Consider the following 24,640-nt stretch of genomic DNA (forward strand, 5'->3'; position numbering starts at 1 on the left):
TGATATTTCTGATTCTACTTGTCTGAAATTTAATTTGTAGTCACAAATAATAATACTTGATTTGATATAAATATTCAGTGACCGCTAATGTGCTTTTATTACTTGGTTGGTTGGGAGAACTAATTTTTGCTAGTTGGTTACTATCTGATGGAGCCGAACACCTGGCAGAAAGGTGGGGTGGAAGATTTGTCGGTAGGACATTACTTAGTGTGGCGACAACATTACCAGAAATAGGGATAGTTGTTGCTGCCTCTAAAGATGGATCATACGGCACAGCGCTAGGTTCTGCACTTGGAAGTAATTTATTCATGATGACTTTTGGATTGGCAATCATGTTGATTATAGCAACTACACGTCTTTCAAAAGCACCACAAAAATTCATTGATGTTAAAGAATTTGGATTGGATAAAATTTTTCTGATAATAACCGCCGTTGCTGGTGCGGTCATGTTCATCGACGGTTATAATTTTATGGATGGACTAGTGTTTGTAGGACTGTTTGCCATCTATATGGGATTTGCTTTTAGCGAGATGAGGAAAGAAAAGAAGGCAATGAAGGTGGTACCATTTAAGGTACATCTTCATGAAAATCCATCACAGATAAAATCAAAAAAACACTTTACACGTGCAATGTTTCTCTTCATTGCGGGTACTGTGGGAATATTTATTGGAGCAGAACCATTTGTACACTCCCTAGAAGGCGTATCTGTAGACATGGGTATTTCAGTGGTTATACTTGCTGTAATAGTAAGTCCCATCGCAGGTGAAATGCCTGAAAAAATATCCATGATCTTACTTGCAAGAAAAAGTGCAAATGGAGCATCTATAGCAGTCGCAAATGTTCTTGGATCTAAAATATTGAACAATACGCTACTACTTGCTATTGCCATTTTTGCTACCATGAGTTACAAAGGATTTACTGCAAAAATACCAAACACCGCAATGTTGGAAAATCAAATGATACTTGTTACCATAATTACAATTATTGCATTAATTCCAATGTTTAGGAACAAAATGGGCCTAAAATCTGGAATAATGCTCCTTATTTTGTATGTGGTAGGAATTGGCATGCAATTTGTTCTACCATCTCTCTAGATTGGAGTTGCTTTTACTGAACCAACCTTAACAGTAGGTGTTATGGATGGCAAAGAACTCCACTGGAGAATATTTTTTGAATCATTTCCAACTGATAAAATATTTCTAAGCATTGTCTTTAGATTGTGAACTATTCTAACAGACCTGCCAGGGTGAACTATTTTGCCATTTTCTATTATTCTTATTCCACTTCGCGCAGTACATGAAAAATCGCCCTGTTCTGGATTTACAGGATATGTATACCATAATCTTCCAATCAGTAATCCTTTTTTTGTTTCTTGAATGATTTCATTTTTGGTATCATTGCCATTTGGAACTTTCAAGTTATGTGGCATGGGAATTGGAATGGATTGCGTAGATCTTCCCACTGGCGAACCTGGCCTTCCCGCATTTCCACTTGACCCAGTTCCATTCTTAAATGCCTCAAAAGAATCTGAAAACAAACCAGTCAAGACTCCTGATTTTATTAAAAATTGAGGTGATGTTGCAGTTCCCTCATCATCAAATGGTTTGCTGCCAATACTATCTGGACTATGTGGATCGTCCATTAGACTAAAATTCTCATTTGAAATGATATTACCCAATTTGTCTGAAAAGCAACTTCGTTTCTCAGAATATGTCTTTAAATTAAAGTTTGAAGAAAAAACAAATGCTAACAGCTCCCCAAATGCATAAGGCTCAAAAATTATATCATAGGAATCTTGTTCAATTCTCTTTGGACTGATTGAATTTATGCACATCTCTAAAGCATCACTGCCGACATTTTGTGGTGAAAAACTCTCAAGAGTTCTTGAACAATTCGTGCCTATGCCGCTGACTGGCAAGTCTGATTCAGAGTCAGCATTTATTGTTCCTGTGATGAATGTAGAATCATCTGAATAATCCATGCCGTTTGTATTCATTATCTGAAAATGCTCTGAAACGATATTAAGAGAACCAGAAATTCTTGTTATGTTGCCGTGACTGGCAGAATTTATCATTTCATTTGCAATATCTATTGCTCTGGTACCTGTTATGTTGGCAAGATGTGGATCATAGGTTTTTGCTATTTTCATTATATTTGAAGGAAATGGGAGTGATTTCCAAAAATTCTTTGGTCGCACAAATGATTTTGTCTTTAAAATTTTCTCTAGAAAATTTTCTTCATTGCTTAAAAATGATCTAGATGACATTATTTTCTTTTCATGAATAATGCGTACTGCAACAGAATCTTCTTGATTGTGCTTTATCTCTGCTATTTCAGAGTCAGTTATTCTTACCGTTGTAATATTTTTCTGTATTGAGATCGCTTCACATTCATCCAAATGCAGAGCCTTTGATTTTTTGAGTATGTCATCACAGTATGACAACTAGTTTCGCCTATTGTTTTTGTACCTATATCTGTCCAGTTTTATTAATTCGTGATACGACCCAAACTGAGAAGTATTTTGAATTTCATCCAGTGGGTCTTTGCCTTCTTCTGAAGCATAATTCTTGATTATCTTGTAAGATGTTGTCCTCTGGGCAGGAATTCTTCCTATTTGTCTTATTACTTGTCTGATGTCTTTTGGTTTTAATAATTGTCCATGTGCAGATCCTGCTGATGTGGAAATGCTTTCGTTGATAAGGGTACCGCCAAAGTCGTTTGCTCCCCAACATAATGATAATTGTGCCATTCCTGCTCCCTCTTTTACCCACGACGTCTGAATGTTGTTTATGTAGTTGTTTAACATGATTCGTGATACTGCATGCATCAACAAGACATCTTTGCCATCTGCTCCGTTTCTAATGTTCAAATGTAAATTCTCTTTATACATTGGAGCTTCGGAATGAATGAAATTTAATGGAACAAACTCTGTAAATCCTCTTGTCTCTTTTTGTATATCTCTTATCAGTGCTATGTGTTTTGCTCTATCCTCAGGTGATTCAAGATGACCAAACATGATTGTTGAAGTTGATGGTATTCCTATTTTATGTGCAGTCTTGATAACTTCTATCCACTTGCTGACGCTAATTCTACCAGGAGAAATTTTATCTCGCATATCCTGATCTAAAATTTCAGCTGCAGTTCCTGGTAGAGAATTTACTCCGGCATTTTTCAATCTAATTAAATATTCTTTTATTGAGATGCCTGATCTTGTAGCTCCGTATAGGACTTCTTCAGGTGAAAAACCATGAATATGAATATCACCAACTTCTGATTTGATAGCTCTACAAATGTTCTCATATGTATCTCCATCCATGTCTGGAGGCAGTCCTGCTTGGACACAAACTTCTGTAGCGCCTAATGCATGTGCCTCTTTTGCGCGCCGTACTATCTCATCCATTGGTAAAAAGTATCCTTCTTCTTCACGAAAGTCTCTACTAAACGCACAAAAACCGCATTGCTTTATGCAGACATTGGTAAAATTGATGTTTCGATTTACAACATATGTGACAATATCTCCCACTCTTCTTTTTCTTAGCTCATCTGCAACTATTCCAATTAGATGAAAATCAAGTCCTTTTGCATAAAATAATCTTGTTGCTTCGCTGATTGAAATTTCTTTTTCATCCAGGGCGCGATTCAAAGTATCCGATATTAATGGGTCTGAACTTCTTAGAAGTGCATCAAATGAAGATGTGTGTATTGTACTCATTTGATATACTCCTTACTTACTAAATTTTCAGAATCTGAAATCTCATTCATCCTTGATCGTAAATCAGAGTTGACATACGAGAAAAATTCTGGGTAAACTGGGAATCTTGCTCTAAGTTGAAATCCTGCACTGGAACAATCTTTCTTGACTTCTTCAATTTGAGGCCATGGAAATTCTGGATTTACGTAATCACGGGTTATGGGTGATATTCCGCCCCAATCATTAATCCCAGCTGACAGAAATGATGAGTATGATTTGGGGGATAGATTTGGCGGTATCTGGATATTCATTTTAGGGAGAATTATTCTAGTCATTGCAACCATTATCTTGAAATATTTTTCTTGTGGAGAAGGACTATCTCTCATAGGCGTATCATATTTTGGCTGAAAGTTTTGTAAAATTACTTCTTGGATGTGTTGATGTTTGTCGTGAATTTCTTTTATGGAATAAATTGAATCAATTAGTTCAAACGGATTTTCTCCAATTCCTAAAAGTAATCCTGTAGTCATTGGAATTTTCAACTCTCCGGCATTTTGGAGTATCTTCATTCTTGCTTTAGGGTTTTTACTTGGGGCAAATTGATGGACCATATTTTTTTCTGAAAGCCTTTCACTTGCATTCTCTAGCATTAGACCAAGACTTACATTTGTTTTCTTTAATTCACGCATCTCATCTTTTGTTAGATTTCCAGCGTTGGTATGTGGAAAAAGTCCTCCCTCTAGTGCAATTTCTGATGCATACACTAGATATTCTGCGGTACTTGAAAATCCATTTTCTTTAAGCCATGTTTTTGCCTCTTGATATTTTTGTTCAGGTCGTTCACCTGTAACAAATAATGCTTCAGTACAATTGTATTTTTTTCCAATGCTGATAAGTTCTGTGATATTTTTCTTTGACAACATTGAAATTTTTGACTGACCTGGCTCTGATTTGTATGTGCAATATGAACAAGTATCACGACAAAGGTTTATCAAATTAAAAAAGGCTTTTCTTGAATAGGTTACCATTGAACCCTTGTGATTATTTCTTAAAAATTGTGATACCTTGTAAAGTTCTGAAGGATCCCTTTCTGCATCTTGATAGATCTGATAAGATTCACTTTTTGATGGTGTCCTGCCATCGACCAATCTATTTAACAACTCAGAACTGAGGATAAGCTCACTCAACTAGTCATGTTAGCTTTGACAGTTGTATTTATCCTTAGATAGTGGTATATTTAACGAACCTAACTGCACTTCGGACAAATACTGCCAAAGGTGGTATTTTGATTTTTTTTACTCATTTCCCTGATCTCAATCAAAATCTGACCATTTACAGTGATTTTGTATTAGGGTGTAACCCGACAGTTAAACCAATTTCTAATTTGACTTTGATGGTTTAGCATCTTATTTTTAGTGCGTGTGCTTCCTCTGTAAATTTTTGCAACTCTGATAAAAACTGCATTCCTTTATCGGTAATACCAAAAATATGTCCTCTCTTGTATATTCTTGATTCCATTAACCCAAAGTCTATCAATTTTTGACATTTGTCCATTGCCGTATAATGTGAGAGGTTTGCATTTCTTGCTATGGTTGTAATTATTGTGCCTTGTCTACCATGATCCATTGCCACCTTTAGTATGTCTGATATCATTCCAATTTCTGTTCGATATGGTTGTTTTGACATGATGTTATATGGAATTTTAGTTAATAAAAAATTGCGCTACTTTGTTCACTAACATAGTTACTGATGTTATAGTTGCCTTTGATTACACATTACCAATTTTTATGGGCTGCTTGGTCTTTCCTGTAGAGTTAGAGTCACTTCAATGGTTTTGTCATTACGAATTATCTTCAAGACCATTTTGTCACCTGCTGACTTGTTATCTTGTAAATAATTTAGAAGGTCTTCTAGTTTTTTAACGGGAGTGTTATCTACTCCAATTATTATGTCTCCACCGATTTTGTATTTGATCCCCTCTGCCATCTTTGTTTGATTCGACGCATGCAAGCCTGCGTTAGCAGCTGGACTGTCTGGTACGATGTTTTCAATTAGAAATCCCGATTGTATGGAAAGCCCGAGACTGTCTGACAAGTCAGGATCAATTGTTATTCCCGATACTCCTAGCCAAGGATGTTTGTAATGTCCATCCTGTATGAGATATGGCACGATTCTTTTCATGGTGTTTGATGGGATTGCAAATCCTACACCAGAAAATTCTCCAGTCTGGGTTTGAATTGCTGTATTGATTCCAATTACTTCACCTTGGTCATTTAGAAGTGGACCACCTGAATTTCCAGGATTTATTGCGGTATCTGTCTGAATTACATTTGGAATGGAAAATGATCCGATATCGGGAGGATTTAATATTCTTCCTAATTGACTTACTATTCCACTGGTCATAGAGCCCGTTAAACCAAAGGGACTTCCTATTGCTATTACCTCATCTCCTATTCTAAGTTTTGAAGAATTTCCTAACGGTAATGTATGGAGTGTTTGGGGATCTGCATTTACTTTGATTACAGCAAGGTCTGCAAATGGATCAGTACCAGTGACCTGAGCTGTGTAAGAGTCTCCATTGTGAAATACAACTCTGATCTTCTGATAGTCTGCTACAACATGATTGCTTGTAATTATATGTCCGCTGAGGTCATATACAATACCTGAACCAATGGCTCTATCTGAAGAATTATCACTTGTTTTACGAACTATGATCTGAACAACTCCGTCTTGAGATTTAGAAAAAAGATCTGCCAAGCTCAAATGTGATGCAGGATTTGATTGAACCATACTTCCGAGTGGTGTGACAGTTTGATGTGTTAGATCTGTTTTTTGTTGTCCGGATGCAAATGCAAATACCAAAATTAGTACAATTATTCCATATGTTCCACCTAAAATGACAGTCGTCTTATCCAAGAATCTAAAAGTATCTGAGGTTACTGTATAATCCTTACTCACAAATTAATGGAATTTTGTACTGTTTCTGATATGGAATATGTTCTTCCTCGCCACACCAAGGTATTGCTTCTTTTGGCATGTAAAATTCCCGTTGCAAATCCTGCTATTATTACTGAACTACCAATTGGGGCAAATAATGCGTGTCGGAATCCTAGTGATAGTCCCTTCTTTGCGTCTATGGTACTTCCTATATAGAATAATCCAACAGAAATTAGTGAAATCCCACATAGGATGCCAAATGATTCTGAGACGTGGATAAATATTACAGAATATGCCAGAATTGGAAATGGCATGAATAACAAGAAAAGTACTGCAAAGAATATTCCTACTGCTATTTTGTTTGATTGTATGTAGAGTGGAATCATTAACCTCTTGAGGGCGTGCCATAAAGTGGTCCAATCTCTTGCCCATATTGCTTCAACTAGATGTTCACCACGTACCATTTTTAGCTTAAATCCTTGTTCTTTCACTTTTTTGCCTAATGCTCCATCTTCAACAATTTGATTTTTTACTCCCTCATGAGTTCCTACTGATTCATACGTTTTCCTTTTTATTATGAAAAAACTACCGAAAAAATACCCTGTCTTTTTAGAAGGATCGTTTACTCTTAAAGCAGAAAATCGTGTATGAAGAAAAGTCGATAGCACTGGTAAAGTGACTTTTGTCCACCAATCAAGACAGAGCATCTTTGGAATTACTGTGAGTGCATCTAATTCTTCACTCATGAGATGATCCACTGCAAGAGAAATTGTTCTTCGTGAATGAAATGTATCTGCATCAGTAAATAACAACAGTTCACCTGATGCTTTTCTGAACCCCTCTATGCACGCCCAATTCTTTCCTGTCCATTTTTCTGGTTTGGGTTCTGCTAGAACATATACTACTTTTGAATTTTCTATGGAGATTTTTTTTATTATATTGCCTGTGTTATCTTCTGATCTATCATCGATTGCTATTATTTCATAATTTTTGTAATCTTGGTCTAAAAGGGAATTTATGCATTTTTCAATAAATGGTTCTTCATTTCTAGCTGGTAGAATTATAGATACTTTTGGAGTATGATGTGGTCTAGGATTGAATTTATCTAAAAAAGGCGAATCTCGAAAAGTAACCCACATTGATTTTATTAGAAATATCCATGCTATTGCAACACCTAACAAAATAGATGCCAGAATGTAGTTGATTATGTCTACAAAAAAATACATTTGTCTATCTCTGAGATTCTTGCTTTATGCTCTCAAGGGCTTGCTCAGTTCCACTTTGAATGTGTTTTTTTATCATACCTGTAAACATACCCATCATCCCTGATAGTTTCATATTCCATAAAACATCAAGTCGTGTCTTATTTTCTAATGGAATAAGCGTAATTGTCTTGCTTCCCTCAATGATTCCTTTGGTAAATTGAACATGTATCTTCTCTTTAGGATAAAGTGTTACAGTCTGCATGCATTTTGAGTCTTTGAACGCTATGGTAACTTCTCTCGTTATGATATTTCCCTCTTTTGAGATATTTCTTACCTCTTTGGTTCCTCTCCAAAATTTTGGCTCGGAATCAAGATCAGACACTAAACTCCATACCTTGTCTATGGGGGAATCAATCTCAATGGATGCTTGAATCTGTACCATGAGAGAGTTCTTTTTTCTTCATATTTATGTTATAACACGATAAGAACAACTGTTGGTAACTCACTCTTTTATTCCGAAATCAATTTTAATCTCATAATTTGATACATGTTGTGACTCTGATTACTTATGATGATTTTGCAAAGCTGGACATGCGTGTAGCTAAGGTAATCGAGATTGAAAAAATTCCGGGAAAATCAAAAATTGTAAAAGGTGTGATTGATCTTGGAGATGAAAAACGTGATGTTATAATCGGTGGGGCGGAATACTATCTACCAGAGGAACTGGTAGGTAAAACAGTCATAGCACTTGTAAATCTAGAGCCTAGAAAAATTGGAGGAATTGAATCCGGTGCCATGCTTCTAGCAGCTGATCTAAATGACAAGCCTTTTTGGCTAACAGTGACTGACGATGTAACATTAGGCACTAAAATAAAATAATTGATTTGAAAAAATTAGAACTTTAGGTTTTTTGCCACAGTGCTTTGATTTGATATAATTTTTCCAGGATTTAGAATATTTTGAGGATCGAACTGTTTTTTTATCTTTTTAAAAATAGTATATACTTCATTATTATATTGCAATTTTACAAACTCTGATCTTGCAAGCCCATCCCCATGTTCTCCTGTTATGCTTCCACCAATTTCTACTACGCTGGAAAAGAACTCGGAGGCGATATTCTTGATGAGATGCTTATCTTTTCTCTTTAGGATGGGTCTTATGTGTAGATTGCCGTTTCCAGCATGTCCGTAAATGATCATTTTTAGGTCATACTTTTTGGTAATAATGTCTAGTATTTTTAGCAGTAATGGAAGTCTTTTTACTGGTACTACTGCATCCTCTATGAGAGTAGGCATCGTCTCGTTCTTTGTAATACTTTTAAGACTAAATGCAAGAGCAGAATTTCTAAAACTCCATAACTCTTTGATTTTATTTGTGTTTGATTCAGTTCTGATTATTTCACCTGAAATGATTTTTTGAATGTAATTCTTATTGTGTTCAATCTTGTCATCAAATTCTACAAAAAGCAGACAACCTACCTGTGAAGGTATTTTTATTTTGATGTGCTTTACAATGTTATTGTCTACAAGTTCAACAGCTGATGGCTTTAATGATATGATTCTTGGAACGTCTTTTACTGCTTCTAACAATGTTTTGTAATGTATGACAAGTAACAAAATCTTCTTTGGGTATGCATACGTTCTAATTTTTGCAGATGTTACTATGCCAAGAGTTCCTTCCGAGCCTGCAATAATTTTATGCGTGTCTTTTTTTGAGTGAATCTTGTCAATTCTATATCCACATGAATTCTTGGACACTTTTGGAAATGATTCTGAAATCTTGGGTGGTATGATGCCGATAATTTTTTTTAAATCCGTTTTATTAGGCAATTTTATTATCTTGCCAGAAGAATTTATCATTCTAATTTCAATTAGATTGTCTATAATGCTACCGTATTTCAAAGAGTGAGTCCCACTGGCATTAGTTCCAATCATTCCTCCAATAGTACAGAATGGACCTATGGAAGGATTTGGACCTATGAACCTACCATGTTTTTTCAATATTTTATCAAGACGTCCCTTGAAAACTCCTGTGCCCACTTTGACATAATTATTACCAAGTTTTATCTCATCAAGATTTTTCATGTCTATTATAATCCCCTTTCCTAAAGCACTGCCAACAAGTCCTGTTCCTGCTCCTCGAGGAGTTACTGAAATTTGGTATCTTTTTGCAAATCGTATAATTTTGATTATGTCTGATTCATTACGAGGGATAACTACAACTGATGGCCTTGAGATGTATGAACTTGAATCGACTGAATAAAAATTTCGAGTGTAATTATCCCATAAAACAGTACATTTTACTATTTTAGATAATCTAACTCCTATTTCATTTGTATTCATGACAGTACGTGAGTAACATATGTTTAAAATGATTTAATTTTTTGAAAGACTTAATTTGGCAAAAAAAGTTCTTTTTGTTATTGGATTTTAATGCAACAAGTCTGGACAAGCTTTTCAGCTCTAGTGATAATTCTAACCCGCTAATGTGGATGGTTTGGATTGTGCCTATCTTTATTTTTATGTTGTATGGGCAAAGAATTCAGCTTTACATAACTTCCTCTGACATTAACAGGGGGCTTGAAAAATTGAAATCTTATCGAGACGATACTAGAAAAGAACTAATTGATTATATAAAAAACACTCTAAAACCTTCTGAAGATCCTACGTTAAAACTTGATAGATTTTTTGAATACTTTACAATAATGCCGTCAGATATGGATCCTAACGGAATTGTTCCAAAAATTAGACATATTATGAGAACAAGAGAAGATTCCACTAGAGACCAAGTCAAAAGTCTGTCCCAAAATATCAGTCATCTGGAAATAAGTAAGATTACTAACATTTTGGAAGCAGTAGCTACATTGCAATTGTTATACAAAATGGTAAGACACTTTTTCCTAACTGCAAAGAAGCAAAATAACTTTCCATTAATTTTACCTTTACAGATGATGATGCCTTTTATCATGGAAGAAGCAGAAGCACTCAAGATTGCAGTGTCTGCATTCAAACAAGGACAACCAATTGGAGATGGAATAGGTCCTATGATTGTTGGAAAAATGATGCTTGATACAGAAAAAAAATCAATTGCACTTGAGACGGTATGGAGTGAAAAAGACTTTGAAGGAAGAAAACTCTGTTTCATGAAAGCTGAAGGACCTGCTGCAACAGTTGGAAGGCCTGCTGATGCACTTGAGAAAATTCTTGCTGAAAAGAAACCTGACATAATCGTGATGGTTGATGCAGCACTAAAGCTCGAAGGTGAAGATACTGGCTCTATTGCACAAGGATTTGGAGCAGCAATTGGAGGAATTGGTACTGAAAGATTCCAAATAGAAGAGGTTGCAACAAAGCACAATATTCCGATATATGCAATTGTGATAAAACAATCAATTAAAGAAGCAATTACTCTGATGAAAAAGGAAATTGCTGACTCTTCGGATATAGTCTCATCTCAAATTTATGATATTATCCGGGCTAATACATCAAAAGACCAATGTGCTCTAGTTATTGGGGTTGGAAATACCATTGGAGTTGCACAATGATCTTTAGAAAAAAGAAGGAAGTACTTGACCCGTATTCAATTGAGCAATGTACTAGTTGCAATAAAACTAACAAGCGACAATTCAAAGAAGGTGACTTTATCTTTAAAACCATGGAAAAATGCACTTCATGTGGTAGTGGCCAAATAATAATATCGAAAATTTTTGGCGAACTTATCAAATAGTGGTTACAGTAACACCATTCTCTTTTGGAATAAATGTGTGCTCTGCTTGGGCAACTCTTTGTTCATTTGCCTCCACAAGTATTGGGTACGAACGAACAACTTTGTTTTTAATTGATCTTTCGATTAGATCTCTTGCAGTCTTTTCATTATACTCTGGTATGAGCCATCTTAATGCAAATGGTAACATGTTGAATTTTTGCCAGATGGCATCGATTAGTTTGTTTACCTCTTCATCCTTTGTTCTTTTTCTTGTAATCAATGAGAAAATATTTCTAATTTTACCTTCTCGAACAAAACCTGAACCTTCTGGAGTAGTGACAAATGGCTCACATGCATATGCCTCTGTGGATTGAAATGAGAATGAACCTATTGACCATATGTTTGGAACAGATTTACCTGCATGAATTGTATATTGTTCAAGAGAATGACCACTGAGGTTTGCTATTGGAATTCCACCCATCTGTTTTACTGTGTTCTCTATTGTCTTTCCAACATCACTTGATTTTGTACCTACTCGAATGATTGCCATAGCTTCTCTAAGAGCAGACTCTGCGGCTTGTACTAGAAAATCATATTTTGGTTCATAACACACAGTAACTGCAGTATCTGCAATGTGCCCATTTATTTGGACACCTAAATCAATTTTTAAAAGATCAGTGTCTTTGACTGTAATGGTATCATTAGGTTCAGCAGTATAATGAGCTGCAATTTCATTTAAACTGACATTGACTGGAAATGCACATCTTCCACCTTTACTCTCAATTTCTTTTTCGATAAAATTGCATATTTCTTCAAGAGTAGAACCTACATGGTTCTTTCTTCTTGCATTCTCTCTTACCTCTGATGCTATTTTTCCAGCATTGATGTAATCCTGTAATTGCAACAATTATGCCTTAATTTGGTTTATTATTTAAAATCATCATATGATATGAGAAGATTAAATTGGGGACATTTTTGTGCAATCACATCGGGATCGTGGTCTAGCTTGGTATGATTCGGGTTTTGGGTACCTGAGGTCGTCGGTTCAAATCCGGCCGATCCCACTTTTATGTTTTAGGCATGTTTGAGATTTGAATAAAATGCAACTAGTTATTATCGGACCTTGACTGATTATGATAGCCAGGCGATGAAGAAGAGTTAGAGACATGACACAAGATGAATGCCAATTCAGTGACTCTGAGTTCTGGCATATCTATTTATTGAAATGTTCTAGCCCTAGATTAAATTGAAATTTGAAAAACGCGAAATTCTCCTGATTGTAGGAATTTTGTGTATTATGATAGGAGTGATGGCATTACCTGGCATGAATCTAATTTATGCAATACTGATTGCAATTTTACTATATTTTGCAATGAAAGTATTTGTTGGAAGAAAAAAGAGACAGATTCTAAGAGATGTTGGTCAGGGTATTTGCGCCGTCTGTGGAGCAAAAATCACTGAAAATAAATGTCCTAAATGTGATTCAGACAAGCAAGAAAAAACATAGTATTGTAACTAATTTGGTACGAATTATACGTACGACTTATAATGCTTGAAAAGAATCTTTTGATTATGCGGACTGGGGCATATTGGGCATTAACAACTAGCTCAACTTTTCCACAATCAACACCTAAAATTCCAAACATAGCCTTGAAATGGTATTACAGATGAAATATTCAAACCCGTACCTTATTGCAGGAATTCTAGTCTTACTTGTTATTGGACAAAGTTATGCAGCCAGTGGACAAACGACTCAGATAGCAAACCATGTTGTCATAAATGAAGTTGAACTCAATCCTGTAGGTGATTATACTAAATTGCCAGTACAGTGGGTGGAACTGTATAATCCCACCAGTTCTCCTGTTACTATAGGAGGTTGGTCAATTGGGGCAACTAGTGGATTAAAACAAGCATATGCAATATCATTAGGAACTACAATACAACCTCAGCAATTCATTGTATATCATTATGTACCGCTTTGGCTTCCACAGGCAGGTGCTGTAATACAACTAACAGGATCAGATGGAACCATTATTGATCAAACACCGCCACTTACAGACACGCAAGGAGATGGTAATACTTGGCAGAGAACCTATGATGGTTATAACACTGGTTCCCAAAGTGACTGGGTATACAAGAGTGGAACACCTGGATCTTCAAATGGTTCACCTCCAACAACTTCTGTCACTAGCCAGCTTACAATGTCTGTTTCAACCGACAAACAGAATTACATTTTTGGTGATATAGTAAACATTGACGGTCAAGTTTCACAAATTGTACCAAACATAGCAGTAACTTCAATTCCTACGACTGTTAATCTAGTTGTCTCGGGACCAAATGGATTCAAACAAACATTTTCACTATATCCTGGAACTGATTTCAAGTTCTCAACATATATGAAAACTGATCAAGTCTTGGGATTTACTGAAGGAATTTACACAATTTCTGCATCGTACGGAGGTATTCAAACATCATCTACTTTTTCACTAGGTTCTGCTGCTTTTGTTCCTCCTGCACAGATTGCACCTACTACGATGGTCATATCTACAGACCGTTCTAATTATACAGTTTCAGAACCTATCATACTTACAGGAACTGTTTCAACAGTAATACCACTTACTCCAGTACAATTCAAGGTATATGATCCGACTAATGTAGTAGTTTATCAGGGAACCATCTTTCCTGATTCTCAAGGAAAATTAACTACTGTAAATGCATATCAAAGCAGTGCGGGCAGTTCTGGATTGCTAATCAACGGAGTAAATCCGATTTATGGAATATATCGAGTAGCCGCAACTTATGGTGGTACTTCAGCTTTTACTACTTTTGTATTATCTCAAGCGCAAATACAAAGTCAGCCAATTCTAGTAACTACTGACAAAAAGGTGTATGCTCCTGGTGATACAGTAACAATTACAGGCAGTACTCAACTACACGGATTACAAAATTCTGGACTATCTCCAACAGTTGACATAATCCAAGTTTCATACACAAATGAATCTAGATCAGTACCAGTATCATTTCATGTTACATCTTTTGTAAATGTTCAATCTGATAACTCATTTACATATCAATTTACTATACCTGCTATATCTGATAGAATTGGAAATTATGGTGTAACGGTAACATCGCCATTTGGAACAGCTTATACTACTTTTGTAGTCTCGGCAAATCCCTCCACTTATGTTGCTGTTAATAACGGACCATTTTCAATGTCTACTGACAAGTCATCATACGTATATGGGGATTCTATTCTTATTTCAGGTCAAGTCAGACCTGATCTGATATCCAGCACTGGTGCAGCACAAGTTATGATATCGCTTTTCAATTCTACTGGAGGTCAGGTATATTCACAAACTAGTTTTCTTAGTGGCTCTTCAAGCAGTCAACAATCAACAGCATTGGCCTTCTCTGCACTTCCTGATGTGAATGGATATTATTCTCTAAAACAAAATGTTATACCAAATATTTTCAGTGTAGGCACATATACTCTTGTAGCTCATTTTGGTGCTAGTCTGCAAACATCTACCTCTTTTTCAGTTTCAAATCCTCTTAATGGTAGTGCATCAAATCCAATTTCTGTAAGTACTGACAAGAACGTTTACGGTATAGGCAATACCGTTCAATTGAATGGACAAATTGCTTCTTCTGTTGGTACTGATTCTTATACGCTGACATTGGTAAAACCATCTGGCAATATAATCACATTTCCATTACAGGTAACTAATGGACTATTTTCGTGGAATTGGATTGTACCACAAACTGATACTTCTGGTAGTGCTGTTATTACTACTGATAGATCTGCCTCATCTGTTGTAGACCTCACACGTACTGTTTATGGAATATATCGAATAACAATTAGCTCAGCGCATGCAAGTACTGGATTATTTTTCCAAGTCTCTAATAACCCTCAACCCAATCAAAGTTTATCGCCTCTTACAGTAGTTACTGATAAAACAAATTATCTCTCAACTGATGTGGCAAGTATCTGGGGTCAGGTAATCCCACCTCAAAATGCTGCAACTGCTGTGGCAAACTCGATAGTTGCTGTCACGGTATATCAAAATGGACAGCAGGCATATCAAGGCACTGCAACTGTCAACCAGGGAGGTCAGTATTATATTACAATTCCATTCCATCCGGGTATTTGGACAAATGGAACCTACAATCTTTATGCACAATATCTTGGAAATCAAGTCACAACCTCGTTTAATGTATCAGACCCATTTTCCACAAGTTCTGGCGGTCTACGAGTTATCATGATTACAGATTCTGACAAGTATCTTCCAGGTCAGACTGTCTTGATAACTGGACGAACTAGCAGCATCGTCTCTATCCAAAATGTAGACCTTGCAATTGGTATGACAAATGACACTACTATCAGTGAGGGGCAAGTAACGTCACTGACAGGAATTACGATACCATCAACCACAGTTCCATTTGATCAATACGGTTCCTTTAGTTATGATTATAAAATTCCAAGCAATGCAAAACTTGGTAACTATACTATAGTAGCTCAAGTTCCATTTGGAGCCTTTAATGCATACTTTAATGTAGTAAACCAACTACCAAGTAAAATCCTAGTCCCAATTGTAACAAACCAAACACAAACCACTCCAACTAATGTGACTTCAATTACTTCTATACCAACAACCATCCCTTCAACTATTGGCCCAGTTGAAAAACCATCCCAATCAACTAACATGTTTATCTCAAAAACCAACCAAATCCCTGACTCTGTCATCCCTATAACACTAGGTGAGAAATCTGTTGCCGGCATGACCTATTATCCCAGACAACTTGACGGTTTGCTTAGAGTAAATCCTGGTAATGAAAATGATGTTAGTATCAAAGTGAGTTCACAAAATGGAACTTGCGTTATAGGTCAAGATTCAAACTGCATTGTTTCACAATCCACCGTCCAGCCTAGCCTGTCATATAGAGTTGTGATGATTGATGGCAAAGATTTCCTTGTTGGCTATTCTGGAACTGGGCTTAGACTGCAACAATTTAGTATCATGCCTGCAATCGCAAATGATGTGATGCCTGATGGACAATGGACTGTAGATGTAATCAAAAAAGATCAAGTTACTAGATTCTATTATCAAGTAACATATGTTGGAAAGTAATTCTCAATCTCAAGAAATTTATTCCTGATTAAAACACTAAAACAAGATGCAAATCCAAGTTCTCATGTTTGAGCAAGATGATCCTGCAAAATGTACTGCTGCAAAACTTGTAAAATTTGGCATTGCCAAGCGCATAAAACATCTATCTGGAAAAGACATGATTCTTAATCCCTTTGCAAAAGAATTTGTTCTAAGATCTGATCGAGATTTGACCAAGTCAATTACTGCAATTGATTGCTCATGGGAATTGGCACAAAATATGTTTCTCAAAAAATTTGAAGGTCTATCACGAAAACTTCCTCCTCTTCTTGCAGGTAACCCTGTTAATTATTCTAAAATAGGAAAACTTACAACTGCCGAAGCAATTGCCGGTGTTCTTTATATCCTGGACTTTGATGAACTTGCTAATTCTATAATTAATAAATTCAAGTGGGGACATACATTTTTTGATCTTAACCAATACTTGTTAGAAGATTATTCTAATGCTCAAACTATGGATGATGTCATAAAAATATCAAAGGAATATGGCTTGGAACCATAACGGCTTTTCAAAACTTCTACACATGATTTAGAAAAATTATATTTTTGGTGAAAAATATTCCTCATCCGAAGGAGCCTTCTTTCTGGGCTGTAATTTAAGAAATCTGCGATAAATGTTATAAATTATTCTATTTTCTTTTAATCTGGGTGCTATCATCTGCCAGAAATATCTTGCTTTGATGTTTGAAAATCTGGAATCTCTTACAACAAATACACTATATCGAGATTTTTCCACAATCTCCATTGTTCTTGGACTGAATGCCTGATCTGATTGATTTCCAGCTCCTACTATTACAATCTCTGGTTCCTTGTTTAGATTCTCAAGTAAATCTTTGATAACTTCAGAGCTTGTGGGATAAACTCGTTCCACTGGTACTTTTCTAAGATCAAGATCAAACATTTTTTCATTAATTCTGCTTAGGATATCTCTTTCTTCTTCTGGAGATTCCACAACACCTCGTATGATTCGTATCTTACTTCCTATGATATTGGAAAACGCATGTGCAATCTCAATTCCTAAATCTGAATGTCTTCCCTTGTCATACGACACCACTACCTTAGACAATTCAGTTTCAAATTCTTTCTTAATGCTTACTCCAAGAATGTCACAAGTAGTAAGAGAAAGCAGTTTTCTATTATTTCTAAGATCAAAGAAATCCATGATGAGCAGATTTATTCCCTGTTCTTCAGCAGTTGCAAGAATTGCCTCTGTGTTGTCATGCGATAGTCTTACTAGGTACCTATAATCTGAGAAGCCTGGAATTTTTTTTAACTCATCAAACGACTTTGTGATTGGTTCTGCAAATCTGTGACCCATTGAAAGAGGGATTTGGAGAGGTATTGTTGCCACATTTAAAAGTGAAATCTCTCCATCTTTGTCTTTGGCAATGGTGGATGCAATCTTGACTAGCTTTTCAATTGTCTTTTTGTTGAAAACTACCATTATACGATAATTCTTTCTTTCTGCTGGACCTATGTTTGCAACCAAAGGTGCATAATGTTCTATTTCTTTTTTGGATATGTGCAACTTGTAAATTGAAAATCCAATTAATATCCAAATGATTGCAATTACCCAGCTTAATGGATTGTAAACTAACAGAAATATTGCCAATCCTGCTTTGCATATTATTCCTATGATTGGCATGAGCGGAAATAGCGGAATTTTAAATCCATAATCAAGTTTGTTACCATATAATCTTCGAATGTTGATTCCAGCCCAGTTTACCTGTGTGAAAAGAAAAAGGAACATGACTCCTGCCACAAGTGCAATCTGCTCTAATGGGAGCCATGATGCCATGATCAACATGATAAACCCTGAAGCAATTACTGCAAAATGAGGTGTATGATATTTGGGATGGATGGAACTGAAAATGTATGGAAGATTGTATTGTCTACCCATTGCAAAAGATACACGACTTGAAGAAAATGTAGTGGCACTAAGAGCAGCTATGCTTGAAACAATACCTCCCACAAATACCAGAATTGTTCCATATGGGATTAGATACTGCGCTGCCTTTGCAATTCCAACATCCTGATTGTCACCAATGTATTGCCATACCTCCTTACCAATCTTTGAAGAATCAAGACCTCCTAGAAAGACAAAAGTAAAAACCACGTAAAGTACAGTTACAGTTCCCAATGTGATAAAAATCGCTCTTGGTATATTTTTCCTTGGGTTTTTTACTTCTTCACCAGCTTGGACAATTATTTCATATCCTTCAAAAGCGATAAATGTTATTCCCATTGCCAAGATGAAGCCCGTTATACCTTTTGGGATAAAATGCTGAAAGTTTACTGCCCAGCCATGATTAACAAAACTCATTGCATAGATTCCGGATGCTATGAGAATTATGATAATTATGATTTGCATAAATGTAAGTCCGTTTCCAATTTTTCCAGTCAGTGAAACACCTCTGTAATTTACATATGTGAATAATATTATAGATACCACTGCAATGATTTTGTCTAGTGGGATTCCACCATATTGTGATGACATTCCAATACCTGTTAGTAGACTACCAACAAAATCTCCAATTGAGACCGCATACAAACTACCTGCTATCATGTGAGCAAACCATGCTATCCATCCACTGATGAACGCATTTGGTCTTGGAAGGCCTTCTTTTACCCATCTGTAACCGCCACCTGCTTCTGGAAATGCAGAACCTAACTCTGCATATGTTAATGCGGTAAAGAAACTGATTATTCCACTAGCTAAAAATACAATTAGAAGTGCAGGTCCTCCCTCAAACATTGCAGGACCTACTAGATTAAAGATAGAACCACCAATCATGGCGGCAATCCCAATCATTGTTATGTCTAATAATGAGAGACTGCGAACAAGTCCGGCATGAGAGTCATGTGTCATGTGAATATATCGGTGAGGTCTAGATGGATGAATAAATCTCTACTCGTTATCTATAACAGGCACACAAATTTACTAAATGTGAGACATGCCTTATGATTCCAAATTCTTTCATACTAATACTAAAATAGCAAATTGGATACTTGGTATCAGGTGCGAGCCGGTGAACGATCACTGCCACGGCAGAGGAAACTCCTCCCTCCATGCAGCAAGTGCGATCCGGAGACGGATAGTCAGAGATGATTGGCAACAGCACAGAAAAAAATCTAACCTGGAGTACTATGATGGTAAAGCCTGAGGTTTCCAGCAAGGAATGAAAAATCTGTCCCGCGCGGAGAAAGGCCAAATCAAACAATAAGCGCTGCACTTTGTTTAGGTAGGCCGCATAGCGAAATATCGTTAAAACAGAAGGAGGGTTACGGCTGGCACGCACTTTTTTTTAAAAGGAAATTTTTTAAAAATTACTCTTTCTTTTTCTTTTCTTCATCAAACTTGTCCACCCAGTGCTTTCTTTCTTCATACTGGAATGTTGGAGGCGGACTAGTGTCTACACCTCTCTTCATAGCGGCTTTCATTTTTTGATTACTAAACCAGAAAACTCCTATTGCAATTATTACTGCAAATCCTGCCATTGCATATATTGTAGTAGTTGATAGGCCTTGGGCTGTTTGAACGGATGAACCTGTGGATACTTGAGTCAGTGTAGAAATTGCCGGAGTGTCTTGTACCATGTATCCATTTGCATGTCCTGCTACATCTATTGTACCTGAACTTGCTCTTTCAATCACGGTTAAATGATATTTTGAATCTACTGTAAAATCAACATCCGTATCTTGGGTTTTTAATGATCCTTGGTATAAATCGCTTTGTCCATAAGCAAATCCTGTCACTGCAACTTTTTGCCCTGCATATCCATATCCGGCTGTCTCACTTAGAGTGTATGCTGGATCAAAAAGAGTATTCCATTTGTCAATTGTATATCCGACAAGTGGACTTGCATCTATCAAATTAATACTCAAAGGACCTTCTGCAGCAGATCCTTTCAATATGTTGTATACGTCTGGTAATTGACTCTGTATTACACCTATTGGAGAATTAATATCCAAGTTACCATATTGTTGGGTGGTTATAACTACTGGATTCTTTATGGCAAATCCCATCCATGATATGTCTAATACTGTGGGAACATCCCCGCCTCCCTTGTTTAAGGTGTATGCGGTAACTGTAGGAATTAATCTGATCAAGTAATCAAATGTTGCACCCTTGTCATCACCGTTGACCTGTACTTGATATTCTACTTTCAAATTGGTGATTATTGCAGTAGACTTTCTATCTGTTGCAAACTCTGTATTTATCGCATCCATAAACGATTTGATACTTGTGTTGTTATCCGAATTGTCAGAAAATGATATTGTCATATTTTTACCCATAAGGGCATCCTTTAGTTTCCCGCCATTTGAATAGTCAATTGCAACGTTCTTTGTAAATTTGAATTCTGGTGTAATTGGAGTTCCTTCGATTGGTAGATAGGCATTAAAGTCAACTGTTGCCCAAATTGGTGCAACAGTTCCAAAAACTAGTAAACCTAAAACTGCTGATGCTAAAAGAAATCTCTTAGTCACGGTGTGAACTCTCTGTCGGATAGTAATAAACTTTAGCATTATTTTTCAGTTGAAAATTTTTCTTTGATGTAGTGGTAAGAGTAATATTTAGTTGGTCTATTCCAATTACTTACAGGGAAAATAGATAATGATTACAATTCTTGCAGGTGGAACAGGTTCTGTTAAACTTGTACGTGGTATAGCAACTCAAACTCGAGATATATCTGTAATATCTAATGTTGGTGACAATTATTGGTTGTATGGTCTTTACATCTGTCCAGATATTGATACCATTCTCTATGGATTAGCAGATATTTTGGATACTGACAAAGGCTGGGGGATTAAGAAGGACACATATGGATTTTTACGACAAATGGAAGTTTTAGGAGAAGAGACTTGGTTTAACATCGGTGATAGAGATGCAGCAATTCATCTCCTGAGAACTAATATGCTAAAGAATGGAAAGAACTTGTCTGATATTACAGAATGGATGTGCCGAAAATTTGCAATTGACGTAAAAATTATTCCAGTTACTGATAATAGTGTAGAAACAAGAATTGTAACCAACAAGGGAGACTTGCATCTTCAAGAATATTGGGTAAAATACAAAGGCCAAGATAAAGTAGAGGGAATAAAGTATATTGGTGCAGACAAGGCACGCGCAAACCCTGCTGCGGTAAATGCCATTCATGATTCTAAATTAGTGATAATCGCACCAGGTAATCCTCTAACTAGCATTGGACCAATCTTATCAATTAAAGGAATTAGAAAAGAATTATCAAAATCAAAGAAAAAGGTAGTGGTTGTTAGTCCTCTTATAGGAAATACTGCAATTAGTGGACCTGCTACAAAGTATATGGAAGCTGCAGGTATGGAAGTTTCGGTTTATGGTCTTGCAAAAATGTATTCTGAAGTTGCATCGCACATGGTCATTGATACTGCTGACAGACTTCTAACTAGAAAAATAGAAAACTTGGATATGAAAGTTTACGAAACTAAGATAAGAATGAAAGACAAGAAAGACGAAGAAGCTTTAGCATCTTTTATTCTAAAACAAGTTCATGTCTGATTTGCGTATTGGCGCAATAATTCCAGTGAAAACTTTCTCAAGGGCTAAAACGCGTCTTAATTTATCTCAAGAAAAGACTGAGAAAATCTGTGAGGAAATGTTAGAATCAGTCTTACAAAATGTAACACATTCCAACCTTATTGAAAAAACAGTTCTAGTAAGTAAAGATGAAAAGGCACTAGGTATTGGAAAAAAGTTTGGAGCACTTGGAATCTATGACGAATCTGAACAGGGAGTCAACAGTGCTGTTTTGCTTGCAGATTCCTATTTTTCACAAGAAGGATTTGAGGCAACAATGGTCTTTCCACAAGATATCCCACTGATACAGCCAGAAGATGTAGAAACATTGTATCAGATGAGAACGTCTGACCGATGTGTCTTAGTTGTACCATCGCGAAAATTTGATGGAACCAACGCACTCTTTAGAACTCCTACAAATGTGATGGAAACGCATTATGATGAAGACAGCTACAAAATACATCTGAATACTGCTGAAAAAAGAAATGCAAGTTCAGCACTTGTGTTGATTCGAAGGATCATGCTTGATATCGATGATCAATCTGATCTTAGATTCATACTATCCTTTTCTGATACTAAAATAGCAAACTCTCTTAGAAAAATCTTAGATTAATTTATCACTTGATAATACTTGTTTTGTCTATATTCTTTCTTGATTCCATGTATGACAGAATCTTGATTGTTATGGCAATTATCCCCGTTATGATGATTATAGCTTCTAAAGTATTGGAGAAGGGATTTGATGATTCGCTTATTGTTGGACTCTGACTTAGATTTGAAATAAAAAATAAATATGAAAATAAAAAGTAGTTTGTGGCCCAGTGAATCAACACTGCTGGGGCAAAACCATATCTTACATAAACCCAGCCAATTATTATTCCTGCAACAGTTGCCTGTGATATCTTTCCGGGACTCCATGGGGTGCCTGAAATTATATGAGATACTCCAAAAAATAATCCTATTGTAATAATCAGTATCATTGGTTTTTTGTAATTCTCAATGTAGAGATATTTTGAAGGTCTCCACAAAGACTTGAAAAATATCTTCCATGAAGGAATATGTGAATATATTAGAAATAGTGGAATTCCTATGAGTATGATTCTAAAGCCCACCTCTTCAGTCAAAGGAGACGTGCTTAACTGAAAGAAACGGATCAAATTGTTATCAGACTGGGGTGATTCAATCTTGATTCCAACGCTTTGCTGAACCATTTCAATTATCACTGAAAATAAAATCAAAATTGAAAACCATGCCATCATATTTACAAGTGCATTATCTTTCATATTCCTCATGCCTCTTGACATTAGATTTGAAAGTGTTTTCAATAGAGATTCTTCTGGCCCAAAATATGAGATTGAAAATAATATCAAAAAAGCTGCCCATGCTATGATGAATGCATCTCCAATCTCAAAAGAAATTGGAATCTTGTAGCCTATTCCGGCAAAAAACAAATTCAATCCGTCGGTGGGATATTGATAATTGATATCTTTTCCAATCTCTGAATTGAACATCACATAAAGACCGATTGGAAATGAAAGTAACATTATTCCAAATATTATTGATAAAAATCCAGAATATGGAACGGCAAGAATTTTTATGATCTTATCTATTTTTTCCAAACTTGATATCAATGAACTTCTATACTAGCTTCAGGAAATCCAAGCTTAACAAGCGTTGCCTTTATTGTATCTCTGTGGTCTCCTTGAAGAAAGACGTATCCTTCCTTTTCAGTGCCACCACAAGCATAACGAGCCTTTAATTCTTTTACAACTTTTCCTAAATCATTCATCTTTGGATTGATTCCTTCGATCTTGGTTCCTTTCTTTTTGAAACGTCTCTCTTCAATTCTTACAACAATCTGGGTTTGATCTTTTTCAAGTTCACCACAGGCGCATAAATCATTAGGAAGTCCACAAGTGTTGCAGATTACCGCCATTCGAATTAAAAAGTCGAAATCTTACTATTAAGCCTTGTTTATCCTCCTCTAAGTTTTTTATTTGGTTAAAGTAACAATATGCCATGTCAAAAGAACTGACAAAAAGAGCAGTTGAAATGCTACTAAAGGGAGCCACACTAGTTAGTGACCCTTGTCCATATTGTAAGGGTGTTAGAATAATGAATGATGGTAGTGCATTATGCATAACATGTGGCAAAGAAGCAAAAAAAGAGCAAGATGAAACAGCCATACCCAAAACAGAAGGAAAATCTGGAAATGGTGTAATTGATACATTGGATCAAAAAATAAAGGAACTGGCAGAAGCACTTCAAAAGGAAAAGGACTATGAGAAACAAAAACAGATCTTGTATGCTATGAATGAAATAATTATAATTAAAGAGAAACTAGCCAAGATCTAGGCACAAATAGGTATTTATTTAAACA

Annotated in this window: 23 protein-coding genes, 1 tRNA gene and 1 other RNA gene; 12 read left to right on the forward strand and 13 right to left on the reverse strand. The window is 36.0% G+C overall.

The window, feature by feature from the left end:
* The first annotated feature begins 77 nt into the window (after window positions 1–77).
* On the forward strand, window positions 78–1,094 hold the full coding sequence (locus C0Q33_RS04835; protein ID WP_101477441.1) for a sodium:calcium antiporter: 1,017 nt from the start codon (window positions 78–80) through the stop codon (window positions 1,092–1,094).
* Here C0Q33_RS04835 and C0Q33_RS04840 read toward each other — a convergent pair.
* The 7 genes from C0Q33_RS04840 to C0Q33_RS04870 form a co-directional block, all read right to left on the reverse strand.
* Window positions 1,091–2,443, reverse strand: a complete 1,353-nt coding sequence (locus C0Q33_RS04840) for a TldD/PmbA family protein (protein ID WP_177996804.1) — start codon at window positions 2,441–2,443, stop codon at window positions 1,091–1,093. The two genes, C0Q33_RS04835 and C0Q33_RS04840, sit on opposite strands and share 4 nt — an antisense overlap.
* Window positions 2,444–3,712: a 5-amino-6-(D-ribitylamino)uracil--L-tyrosine 4-hydroxyphenyl transferase CofH gene (gene cofH, locus C0Q33_RS04845; RefSeq protein ID WP_101477442.1), complete on the reverse strand. Its 1,269-nt coding sequence runs from the start codon at window positions 3,710–3,712 to the stop codon at window positions 2,444–2,446.
* The gene (gene cofG, locus C0Q33_RS04850) at window positions 3,709–4,878 is read right to left on the reverse strand and encodes a 7,8-didemethyl-8-hydroxy-5-deazariboflavin synthase subunit CofG (RefSeq protein ID WP_101477443.1); all 1,170 of its coding nucleotides are present in this window, start codon (window positions 4,876–4,878) and stop codon (window positions 3,709–3,711) included. Before cofG ends, cofH begins: the two co-directional genes overlap by 4 nt.
* A gap of 211 nt (window positions 4,879–5,089) precedes the next feature.
* Window positions 5,090–5,377 carry a winged helix-turn-helix domain-containing protein gene (locus C0Q33_RS04855; protein WP_101477444.1) on the reverse strand — a complete coding sequence of 96 codons (288 nt, stop codon included), beginning with the start codon at window positions 5,375–5,377 and terminating at the stop codon, window positions 5,090–5,092.
* A 99-nt stretch (window positions 5,378–5,476) separates the two neighbouring features.
* Window positions 5,477–6,607 carry a S1C family serine protease gene (locus C0Q33_RS04860; RefSeq protein ID WP_101477629.1) on the reverse strand — a complete coding sequence of 377 codons (1,131 nt, stop codon included), beginning with the start codon at window positions 6,605–6,607 and terminating at the stop codon, window positions 5,477–5,479.
* Window positions 6,608–6,645: 38 nt separating this feature from the next.
* Window positions 6,646–7,854, reverse strand: coding sequence for a glycosyltransferase (locus C0Q33_RS04865; RefSeq protein ID WP_101477445.1), 1,209 nt, complete (start codon window positions 7,852–7,854; stop codon window positions 6,646–6,648).
* 4 nt (window positions 7,855–7,858) lie between these two features.
* A complete protein-coding gene (locus C0Q33_RS04870) occupies window positions 7,859–8,275 on the reverse strand; it encodes a type II toxin-antitoxin system RatA family toxin (protein ID WP_101477446.1) in 417 nt (138 codons plus the stop codon).
* A gap of 149 nt (window positions 8,276–8,424) precedes the next feature.
* Here C0Q33_RS04870 and C0Q33_RS04875 point away from each other — a divergent pair, with 149 nt between their 5' ends.
* Window positions 8,425–8,712 carry a tRNA-binding protein gene (locus C0Q33_RS04875; protein ID WP_394336914.1) on the forward strand — a complete coding sequence of 96 codons (288 nt, stop codon included), beginning with the start codon at window positions 8,425–8,427 and terminating at the stop codon, window positions 8,710–8,712.
* Between the two features lie 14 nt (window positions 8,713–8,726).
* Here C0Q33_RS04875 and C0Q33_RS04880 read toward each other — a convergent pair whose 3' ends face one another.
* Window positions 8,727–10,175, reverse strand: coding sequence for an FAD-binding oxidoreductase (locus tag C0Q33_RS04880; protein WP_101477447.1), 1,449 nt, complete (start codon window positions 10,173–10,175; stop codon window positions 8,727–8,729).
* A gap of 80 nt (window positions 10,176–10,255) precedes the next feature.
* Between C0Q33_RS04880 and C0Q33_RS04885 the strand changes: the two genes are divergently transcribed.
* Window positions 10,256–11,377 carry a DUF1512 domain-containing protein gene (locus C0Q33_RS04885; protein WP_394336911.1) on the forward strand — a complete coding sequence of 374 codons (1,122 nt, stop codon included), beginning with the start codon at window positions 10,256–10,258 and terminating at the stop codon, window positions 11,375–11,377.
* Window positions 11,374–11,559 carry a hypothetical protein gene (locus C0Q33_RS04890; RefSeq protein ID WP_101477448.1) on the forward strand — a complete coding sequence of 62 codons (186 nt, stop codon included), beginning with the start codon at window positions 11,374–11,376 and terminating at the stop codon, window positions 11,557–11,559. Before C0Q33_RS04885 ends, C0Q33_RS04890 begins: the two co-directional genes overlap by 4 nt.
* On the opposite strand, the gene map is transcribed toward C0Q33_RS04890, so the two are convergent.
* A complete protein-coding gene (gene map / locus C0Q33_RS04895) occupies window positions 11,552–12,442 on the reverse strand; it encodes a type II methionyl aminopeptidase (protein ID WP_101477449.1) in 891 nt (296 codons plus the stop codon). The genes C0Q33_RS04890 and map overlap by 8 nt on opposite strands.
* An 86-nt stretch (window positions 12,443–12,528) precedes the next feature.
* On the opposite strand from map, the gene C0Q33_RS04900 reads away from it, so the two are divergent.
* The 4 genes from C0Q33_RS04900 to C0Q33_RS04915 all read left to right on the forward strand — a co-directional run bounded on the left by C0Q33_RS04900 (window position 12,529) and on the right by C0Q33_RS04915 (window position 17,208).
* A tRNA-Pro gene (locus tag C0Q33_RS04900) sits at window positions 12,529–12,602 on the forward strand.
* 182 nt (window positions 12,603–12,784) lie between these two features.
* On the forward strand, window positions 12,785–13,045 hold the full coding sequence (locus tag C0Q33_RS04905) for a hypothetical protein (protein ID WP_245867322.1): 261 nt from the start codon (window positions 12,785–12,787) through the stop codon (window positions 13,043–13,045).
* Window positions 13,046–13,205: 160 nt separating this feature from the next.
* Window positions 13,206–16,667 (forward strand): lamin tail domain-containing protein, encoded by a 3,462-nt coding sequence (locus C0Q33_RS04910; RefSeq protein WP_165776436.1) that lies wholly within the window; start codon window positions 13,206–13,208, stop codon window positions 16,665–16,667.
* A gap of 46 nt (window positions 16,668–16,713) precedes the next feature.
* Window positions 16,714–17,208, forward strand: coding sequence for a DUF367 family protein (locus C0Q33_RS04915; RefSeq protein WP_101477451.1), 495 nt, complete (start codon window positions 16,714–16,716; stop codon window positions 17,206–17,208).
* 36 nt (window positions 17,209–17,244) lie between these two features.
* Here the strand turns inward: C0Q33_RS04915 and C0Q33_RS04920 are convergent, their stop codons facing one another.
* Window positions 17,245–19,575 carry an amino acid permease gene (locus C0Q33_RS04920; RefSeq protein WP_101477452.1) on the reverse strand — a complete coding sequence of 777 codons (2,331 nt, stop codon included), beginning with the start codon at window positions 19,573–19,575 and terminating at the stop codon, window positions 17,245–17,247.
* Window positions 19,576–19,727: 152 nt separating this feature from the next.
* Here C0Q33_RS04920 and rnpB point away from each other — a divergent pair.
* An RNA gene (gene rnpB / locus C0Q33_RS04925) (RNase P RNA component) lies at window positions 19,728–20,003 on the forward strand.
* Between the two features lie 30 nt (window positions 20,004–20,033).
* Here rnpB and C0Q33_RS04930 read toward each other — a convergent pair.
* Entirely contained in the window at window positions 20,034–21,194 is a 1,161-nt protein-coding gene (locus tag C0Q33_RS04930) for a hypothetical protein (protein WP_101477453.1), read from the reverse strand.
* A 127-nt stretch (window positions 21,195–21,321) separates the two neighbouring features.
* Here C0Q33_RS04930 and cofD point away from each other — a divergent pair, with 127 nt between their 5' ends.
* Together cofD and cofC are read left to right on the forward strand one after the other, a co-directional pair.
* On the forward strand, window positions 21,322–22,242 hold the full coding sequence (cofD, locus tag C0Q33_RS04935) for a 2-phospho-L-lactate transferase (RefSeq protein WP_101477454.1): 921 nt from the start codon (window positions 21,322–21,324) through the stop codon (window positions 22,240–22,242).
* Entirely contained in the window at window positions 22,235–22,873 is a 639-nt protein-coding gene (gene cofC, locus C0Q33_RS04940) for a 2-phospho-L-lactate guanylyltransferase (protein WP_245867323.1), read from the forward strand. The genes cofD and cofC overlap by 8 nt, the downstream gene beginning before the upstream one ends.
* Before the next feature lie 4 nt (window positions 22,874–22,877).
* Here the strand turns inward: cofC and C0Q33_RS04945 are convergent, their stop codons facing one another.
* Both C0Q33_RS04945 and yciH read right to left on the reverse strand, forming a co-directional pair.
* The gene (locus C0Q33_RS04945; RefSeq protein ID WP_245867324.1) at window positions 22,878–23,879 is read right to left on the reverse strand and encodes a CPBP family intramembrane glutamic endopeptidase; all 1,002 of its coding nucleotides are present in this window, start codon (window positions 23,877–23,879) and stop codon (window positions 22,878–22,880) included.
* Between the two features lie 8 nt (window positions 23,880–23,887).
* Complete coding sequence (gene yciH, locus C0Q33_RS04950; RefSeq protein ID WP_101477455.1) at window positions 23,888–24,196, reverse strand: stress response translation initiation inhibitor YciH; 309 nt, start codon at window positions 24,194–24,196, stop codon at window positions 23,888–23,890.
* Between the two features lie 83 nt (window positions 24,197–24,279).
* Here yciH and C0Q33_RS04955 point away from each other — a divergent pair, with 83 nt between their 5' ends.
* Window positions 24,280–24,615, forward strand: coding sequence for an Sjogren's syndrome/scleroderma autoantigen 1 family protein (locus C0Q33_RS04955; RefSeq protein WP_101477456.1), 336 nt, complete (start codon window positions 24,280–24,282; stop codon window positions 24,613–24,615).
* Window positions 24,616–24,640 lie beyond the last annotated feature (25 nt).

The organism is Candidatus Nitrosotalea bavarica (assembly GCF_900167955.1).
GTDB lineage: Archaea > Thermoproteota > Nitrososphaeria > Nitrososphaerales > Nitrosopumilaceae > Nitrosotalea > Nitrosotalea bavarica.

Bases quoted from the DNA above. Each gene is read 5' to 3' on its own strand.
- cofH (WP_101477442.1), bottom strand. From the start codon at position 3,712: ATGAGTACAATACACACATCTTCATTTGATGCACTTCTAAGAAGTTCA.
- C0Q33_RS04855 (WP_101477444.1), bottom strand. From the start codon at position 5,377: ATGTCAAAACAACCATATCGAACAGAAATTGGAATGATATCAGACATA.
- C0Q33_RS04865 (WP_101477445.1), bottom strand. From the start codon at position 7,854: ATGTATTTTTTTGTAGACATAATCAACTACATTCTGGCATCTATTTTG.
- C0Q33_RS04870 (WP_101477446.1), bottom strand. From the start codon at position 8,275: ATGGTACAGATTCAAGCATCCATTGAGATTGATTCCCCCATAGACAAG.
- C0Q33_RS04875 (WP_394336914.1), top strand. From the start codon at position 8,425: ATGCGTGTAGCTAAGGTAATCGAGATTGAAAAAATTCCGGGAAAATCA.
- C0Q33_RS04880 (WP_101477447.1), bottom strand. From the start codon at position 10,175: ATGAATACAAATGAAATAGGAGTTAGATTATCTAAAATAGTAAAATGT.
- C0Q33_RS04890 (WP_101477448.1), top strand. From the start codon at position 11,374: ATGATCTTTAGAAAAAAGAAGGAAGTACTTGACCCGTATTCAATTGAG.
- C0Q33_RS04910 (WP_165776436.1), top strand. From the start codon at position 13,206: ATGAAATATTCAAACCCGTACCTTATTGCAGGAATTCTAGTCTTACTT.
- C0Q33_RS04915 (WP_101477451.1), top strand. From the start codon at position 16,714: ATGCAAATCCAAGTTCTCATGTTTGAGCAAGATGATCCTGCAAAATGT.
- C0Q33_RS04920 (WP_101477452.1), bottom strand. From the start codon at position 19,575: ATGACACATGACTCTCATGCCGGACTTGTTCGCAGTCTCTCATTATTA.
- cofD (WP_101477454.1), top strand. From the start codon at position 21,322: ATGATTACAATTCTTGCAGGTGGAACAGGTTCTGTTAAACTTGTACGT.
- cofC (WP_245867323.1), top strand. From the start codon at position 22,235: ATGTCTGATTTGCGTATTGGCGCAATAATTCCAGTGAAAACTTTCTCA.
- yciH (WP_101477455.1), bottom strand. From the start codon at position 24,196: ATGGCGGTAATCTGCAACACTTGTGGACTTCCTAATGATTTATGCGCC.
- C0Q33_RS04955 (WP_101477456.1), top strand. From the start codon at position 24,280: ATGTCAAAAGAACTGACAAAAAGAGCAGTTGAAATGCTACTAAAGGGA.